Source organism: Okeania sp. SIO2F4 (assembly GCF_010672385.1).
GTDB lineage: Bacteria > Cyanobacteriota > Cyanobacteriia > Cyanobacteriales > Microcoleaceae > Trichodesmium.
This window is the reverse complement of the sequence record NZ_JAAHGT010000543.1, coordinates 1-6,482: the sequence shown is the minus strand read 5'-3', so window position 1 is coordinate 6,482 and position 6,482 is coordinate 1. Positions and strand designations below refer to the sequence as shown.

At 36.9% G+C, this 6,482-nt stretch carries 3 protein-coding genes and 1 pseudogene; 1 reads left to right on the top strand and 3 read right to left on the bottom strand.

The annotated features are described in order from the left end of the window. Window positions 1–357: pseudogene (locus F6K22_RS27050) on the top strand (cob(I)yrinic acid a,c-diamide adenosyltransferase); the annotation flags it as partial. An 834-nt stretch (window positions 358–1,191) separates the two neighbouring features. Here the strand turns inward: F6K22_RS27050 and F6K22_RS27045 are convergent. The 3 genes from F6K22_RS27045 to F6K22_RS27035 all read right to left on the bottom strand — a co-directional run bounded on the left by F6K22_RS27045 (window position 1,192) and on the right by F6K22_RS27035 (window position 6,197). Next, on the bottom strand, window positions 1,192–1,647 hold the full coding sequence (locus F6K22_RS27045; RefSeq protein ID WP_293105206.1) for a hypothetical protein: 456 nt from the start codon (window positions 1,645–1,647) through the stop codon (window positions 1,192–1,194). Between the two features lie 220 nt (window positions 1,648–1,867). Beyond that, window positions 1,868–2,878: an RNA polymerase sigma factor, RpoD/SigA family gene (locus tag F6K22_RS27040; protein WP_293105203.1), complete on the bottom strand. Its 1,011-nt coding sequence runs from the start codon at window positions 2,876–2,878 to the stop codon at window positions 1,868–1,870. Window positions 2,879–4,841: 1,963 nt separating this feature from the next. Next, window positions 4,842–6,197, bottom strand: a complete 1,356-nt coding sequence (locus tag F6K22_RS27035) for a pre-peptidase C-terminal domain-containing protein (protein ID WP_293105200.1) — start codon at window positions 6,195–6,197, stop codon at window positions 4,842–4,844. Window positions 6,198–6,482: the final 285 nt, after the last annotated feature.

The following is a 6,482-nucleotide window of genomic DNA, read 5'->3' as shown; positions in this document are numbered from 1 at the left end:
TAACAAATACGTTTTCATGCTTTAGGAGAAGGGTTTACTTGGGAAACTCAAGACCGCGATCGCGACATTCAGAAAGTTTATGAAGCGTGGAACTTGGCTTTAACTTTTATCCGCAACCCAGATTTTAAATTAGTCTTGCTTGATGAAGTTAATGTTACTCTAAAATTGGGTTATTTAAAGTTAGAAGATTTATTGGCTGGCTTAGATGAAAAACGAGTAGATTCTCATATTATTCTTACAGGTAGAGGTGCCCCTTCTGATTTAATTGAAAGGGCTGATTTAGTGACAGAAATGAAGATGATTAAGCATCCTTTTAGAGAGCAAGGTGTAAAGGCGCAGGCTGGTATTGAGTATTAATTTTGATAGAAAAAAGGAATAATGTTTGATATTTTGGGGTTTAAGTCTCTTCTTCCTAAAGCAAAAAAGTAGAAAAATTCTAGATTTTATTGCTCAATTAGATCGATAAGTTTATAGAACAAGGAAAAGTAATTAGTTATAATCAATATTTTTTATTTGTACCAAATAATAAGAGAGATAGAAAGACTTTACCGAATAATTAATAATTAATAGTTAATAATTAATAATTATAGCGTTTCCCAAGCTCTCGGAGGTACAGTTGTTTTTCTTCTTTATTTATTCCTACCGAACCAGAATTACTACTTCCTATTCCCTGTTCCCAGTTAAGTGTTCCCTAAAACCAGGGAATTTTGTATCTCACACTTTTTGGGAATTGCTATATAGCGGTTTTCCAAAATGTTGACTTGCATTGCTTCTGTTAATGAATATAGAATGAATGAATTATTAAATTCAGGAATAATAACCTCAAGGCGGGTTTTCAACATCAAATTATTCCCGTCTAACTTGTACTAATTCACACTATAGCGGTTAAAACAAAGATAGAAGACACAGTAATAACTACAACCCTAGTAGGAAGGTTCTATGGAACATCCTGACTGTGGTCTACCTAAATTAAAATTGGTATCAACAATTCAGGTTGAAAGCCTCCCCTTGGATCGCGGATCAAATAAAAAAAAAATCCTTCAGTCTCAATCCCCAGGTCGCCAAAAAGACGGCTCCCCTACCTGAGGACTGAAAAATCTACTAGGTATTTGTAGCAAACATTTATTAAATTGGTCTAACACCTTTTTTCTAGATATGTCACCAACTTTTGAAATTTGGTATAACATTCCATTACCAAACTAAATATTGATAGTTAGTTTGACAAGTTTTTAATATTCGGAAATCATTATCACTAACTTGATTTATTCGGTGATATTTTGTCAGGTCTACTGTGTAGTCAGAAGCACTATTATCATAACTATCTATAACCTTTACCTGTAAACTATCTTTTTGATGAATACCATAAAAGCAGTAAAAAGCTGAATGGGGTAGGTAAAAACCACCTATTACCTTACCATTTTTCAACTTGAAGACAAAATACTCATTCTGAATTTGATCTGGCTGCCTAGACTGACCAAAAAGGTAAATTCCATCAGTTCGCATATTATCATTGTCTATTTCTGCAGAAAACTTTGGCCTTTCTTCCTTAAACTTAACAGAAATAGATTTATACTGTATTACTGGCCTATTAACTACACCATAAGTCAATATAGAGTAGGTTGCGATCGCCACTAACCTAAAAATCACGAATATTGCTAAATTATTATCTACACCATTATCATACCCGTATCAAAGCATAAAGGTCTATTTTTTAACAATTTTTGTTGCTTACTCAACCGAAACAAAAGTTATTTTTCTCAAATAAAATTCCTTGTGGAGATAATCATTAAAAACAACTATATCCACAAGGAATGATGTCAATTTGAGATTAACAATAGAGGGATCTATGCTAGGAAGATACTCATACCTAGCTAGCTACATACTCTCGTACCTTGGCCTGACGACGGCGCAAATGGGCCAAAGCTTGATGCTCTAGTTGACGAACTCGCTCACGACTGAGTTGGAGTCTCTCTCCCACTTTAGCCAAGGACATCTCCTTACCATCCTCAAGACCAAAACGCAATATCAATACACGACGTTGTTGCTCGGTCAATTCCCCCAGTAGGGTATTTAAGTCTTGACGCAACAATTCACCAGTGATATAGTCATCTGGAGAAGATGTTTCATCCTCTAAAAGTTCTTGCAATTCAGTGTCCTGATTATCTCCAACTCGTAAATCCAAAGAAATAGGATGACGGGCCATCAAGAGATATTCTCTAATTTGAGATGGCTCTAGTTCTAAAGCTTGGGCAATCTCAGAAGGAGTAGGGCTACGACCCAAACTCTGAATTAGTTCTCTCTGAACTCTTTTGATTTTGTTGAGCTTTTCAGTAATGTGAATCGGTAAGCGAATAGTACGACCTTGTTGTGCGATCGCTCTAGTAATTGCCTGGCGAATCCACCAGTAAGCATAAGTAGAAAATTTATAGCCCCGTGTAGGGTCAAATTTTTCTACTCCTCGTTCTAAACCAAGAGTACCTTCTTGAATCAAATCTAAGAATTCCATATTTCGCTTTTGGTACTTTTTGGCGATCGCCACTACTAAGCGAAGATTAGCCTCAATCATTTTTTGCTTGGCACGTTGACCTTGCTTGATTGCTTGCTGGAGTGTTTCTAAACTTAGTCTTACATATTCTGCCCATTCTGGCCCAATTGCTGGTCTATTTATTTTTTCCTCTAATTTTTCTTTTGACTCCAGCAGTTGCATCATTTGCTGTACCTGCTTACCATAAATAATCTCTTCTTCACGAGTTAGGAGCGGTACACGGCCAATCTCATGTAAATAAGTACGAACTGTATCCATTGAGGAGTAAGAGCTACCACTAAATTTAGTTTTAGTTGTCTTTTGAGTTTTATTTGCTTGATTTAGTTTTGACATTTTTGTAATAAACTCCTTTAATAAATATTGCAGTAGTTATAATTGGCTCCTGATAGTGGGAGTATATATAGAGACAACTACACGAGGATAGGCTTGCCCATCCCCCCAAAAATGCTATAAAGTAGGAAAAACTTTATAATTGGACTTTGCTATCTTGATTTTTGCATGGAAATATAAGACAAATTCAATTTTTACATGATTTATATTGATAAAATTTATAATTCAGTTTCCATGTAAACTAAACTAATTATGAGTTTGCCTTTCTAGTTTGTAATACAAGCTTAGACTAAATTCCTCGATAAAATGTTCATTCTATAGGTATAAAATCTTAATTTTTCTTTAAGACTGTTAGAGACTGAGATTAACTTCAACTTATCCTTCTCGATTTCCGCAAAACTTTGGTAAGATTATTTATTTATTTAGTTAACTATCTACTACATTCCATAATTGCTTAACATATACTTAAGAAGCAACTATAACAACAGAGAGATAACCGAACTCTTCCCATGGGGTTGACAAATGAGACTCAAAGTTTAGTTGTTTTGTCACAGAATCTCCTGAAAAACACTACCCAAAAATTATGGATTTTTTTAGCATCATTTGGGTATATACTACATTGTAACATAAGAGTAAGTTTTTGGATCGATCAAATCGATTTAAGTTTTTTGTGCCCTTTATATCTGCTTGTCGGCCATATTTAGGGTTATGTTGAAAGTACCTGGTTGTCCCTATTCCTAGGGAGGACAGTAATCAGGAGTTATATAGAAAGTGATTGAGGAGTCAGGTCGGGGAGCCGTCAAATTGGTAACGTACAGGAGTTAGGAGTCAGGAGTCAGGACAAAAGAAGGATTTGAGGGTGGGTATTTTATGGAAAGTCTATGTTGAGTGGACTTAGGGAGTGCGATAACTGTATAACCCGATTTCATATAAATCATGGTAATTTTGAATTATCGCCGAGCAAGGGAATTTCAGTTTGAGAAATCTCCTGATTTGATATAATCAGGATGATGAGTTATTGTAGTCATTGCTTCCTTCCACTCCGTTCCAGTCGCAATCTCAGGGGTTGCAGGACATTACTTACCTTTGGTCGCTACGGACAACTTTTCAACCTGATTCCACATTAGACCTCTGGTGGAAAAGAGGGAGTAGGGGCGATTCGCTCTTCGCCCGTACGGGAGTAGGGGGAAAGAATTGATTATTTATGTGCGATAATTGATTTTATTTTTTATCTCAACGTTAGCCCGTGACCCGCGCTCTCCCGTTTCGGCTGTCGCCGACATGAAAGGCGGAGCAAGTGCGGCAGCTATTAGGGGAGCGACGCAATTGGAAAACCAATCAATAAGACCGGTTCTTACAATAGTATGCTATCCTGAATAAGATAAGGCTGCTGGGCTAGCAGTGTCAGCGGCAGTCGCTCATGGGGGAGACCCCCTTTGGCAGCGCTGGCAAGTCTTTAGGAGCGCGCCTTTAGACCGAAAAGAGGGAAGGGCCTCCTCAGCAGGTGCGGTCTTAAGCAGAAAGCCCCTATCAGTGATGTTAGGGAATCCCGCGCTGTCACGCAAGTGCAGCGTCGGGAGGATGTCAATTCCCTACAACTCTAATAGAGAGAGGATGTCAAATCTTGTAATGAGATGATATTAAGTGGGTGATAATTTTAATAGGGACACAAGATTCATTTGTCCCTAAAAATTTACTAGATTATTGTGAGTAATTAGGACTGACTGATTAAATATAAAGCCATTGACAGATAAAGGGAAGTGCCTTTTTATGTCCGGCAAAAGTACAAGGAGTTAGGTAGTTGAGGTTCAAAAAGTCAGTATTTTGGGGTAACGCGAGGCAGAGAAATCAAGAAACCATTATGAACGACAACCTCCTCTATAACTTCCCATTCCTCCTAACTCTTAATTACTCCCTACTCCCTACTCCCTACCTCAACAAAAAGACTTCCATAAGCAAACCCTAATTAGAAAAAGTTTCCTTCATTAGACAAACCATTGATTAATGAGTCTCCTCCGATAATTGGTTGGGCGATAGTATTTCCCAATAGAACCCTAGTCAAACTAACAAAACCATTATCAACACTTGCATTTAAGGTAAAACTTCCAATCAAAGGTAGCTCTGTATAAGTTACGCGCAACAAATAGTTAAACTCTGGTGATAGAGTTAACTCAGAAGAAATCCCTGGAATATCTGATATTACTTCTGGTGCAATTCTAGCATCAACACCACCACCGCCATTATCATTAGCTGCAATTGGTATTTGCCCTTGTCTAGTTTGTAACAGAGAATCTTGAGGAATTTGATATACTTCTAATAGAGGGTCAAAACCAAGATTTCTACTGCTCAGGTCAATTCTTATAGGAGTGTTTGGTGTAGCATTTAACAAATAATCCTCTTTAAAAACGAAAGCTGTATCTTCAAGATTTCTCACCGCTTCATCAGTGTTGTCTATGAAACTATTAATACTAACATTTACTGGTTGGGGTATTGGAACTGGTGGAGGTACTGGAGGTACTGGAGGTACTGGAGGTGCTGGAGGAATAATATCAGCACTAGCAGGAAATAGCGCTAACTCATAGTTACTAGCAATACCAGGAGCATTCTGAAAAACATCGATGAAATATTCACCGGGGGTAGAGAAAGCTACCTGAAACGCCTCATTTGATGTACCCAGGTTGTCGCCACTAGCAATTAAGTTACGATTGCTATCTAATACTGCTACATCGAGATCGCCAGTCAGATTTTGTAAGGCAATTCCTGCAGTTAACGGTTGATTGACTGTGACACGATAGAAGTCTACAGTGTCGAAATCATTAATTGTTGCCAACTGAGTTATAGGTACTTCTGGAACTAGAGTACCCAAAAAAGTTGGTGTGTTTAGGTTATTATTACTGTTATCAGTAGTATTAACATTAGCACTAGCACTAGCACTAGCACTAGCAGGAAACAGACCTAACTCATAGTCACTAGCAATACCAGGAGAAGTTTGAAAAACATTGATGAAATATTCACCGGGGGTAGAGAAACTTGCCTGAAATGCTTCATTGGATGCGCCTAAATTATTACCACTAGCAATTAAGTTACCATTGTTATCTAATACTGCTACATCCAGATCGCCAGTCAGATTTTGTAGTGCAATTCCTGAATTTAAAGGTGTATTAACTGTGAGGCGATAGAAGTCTACATCATCAAAATCATTGATTGTACCCAAGGAAGTTATAGGTATTTCTGGAAATAGAGTACCTAAAGGAGTTGCTGCATTGATACTATCATTACTGTTATCAGTAATATTCACTTGAAGTGCATTTATAGTTCCCATAATTGTTAATATTTTTTTGAATTATGTTGATAACTGCTTAAGTTTTTTAGGCATTTGTTAAATCTTTTCAACTTAATAAACTGCTATTCTTATAATATCATACTTGTCTATAGTAATACCATTTCACAGAATTCTGAATTCTGAATTCAGAATTCTGAATTCAGAAGTTAGATTTGATAGGCTAAAAACTTTGATAAGAGAAAGGTTTGAGGCAATTATTTGACATTTAAAGTTTGAAACTATTTGTGACATCTTTAAAGTGAATTGGTATAAAAAAAGTTTCTA

Excerpts from the sequence above, each read along its gene's own strand:
- F6K22_RS27040 (WP_293105203.1), bottom strand. The coding sequence starts at position 2,878 with ATGTCAAAACTAAATCAAGCAAATAAAACTCAAAAGACAACTAAAACT.
- F6K22_RS27035 (WP_293105200.1), bottom strand. The coding sequence starts at position 6,197 with ATGGGAACTATAAATGCACTTCAAGTGAATATTACTGATAACAGTAAT.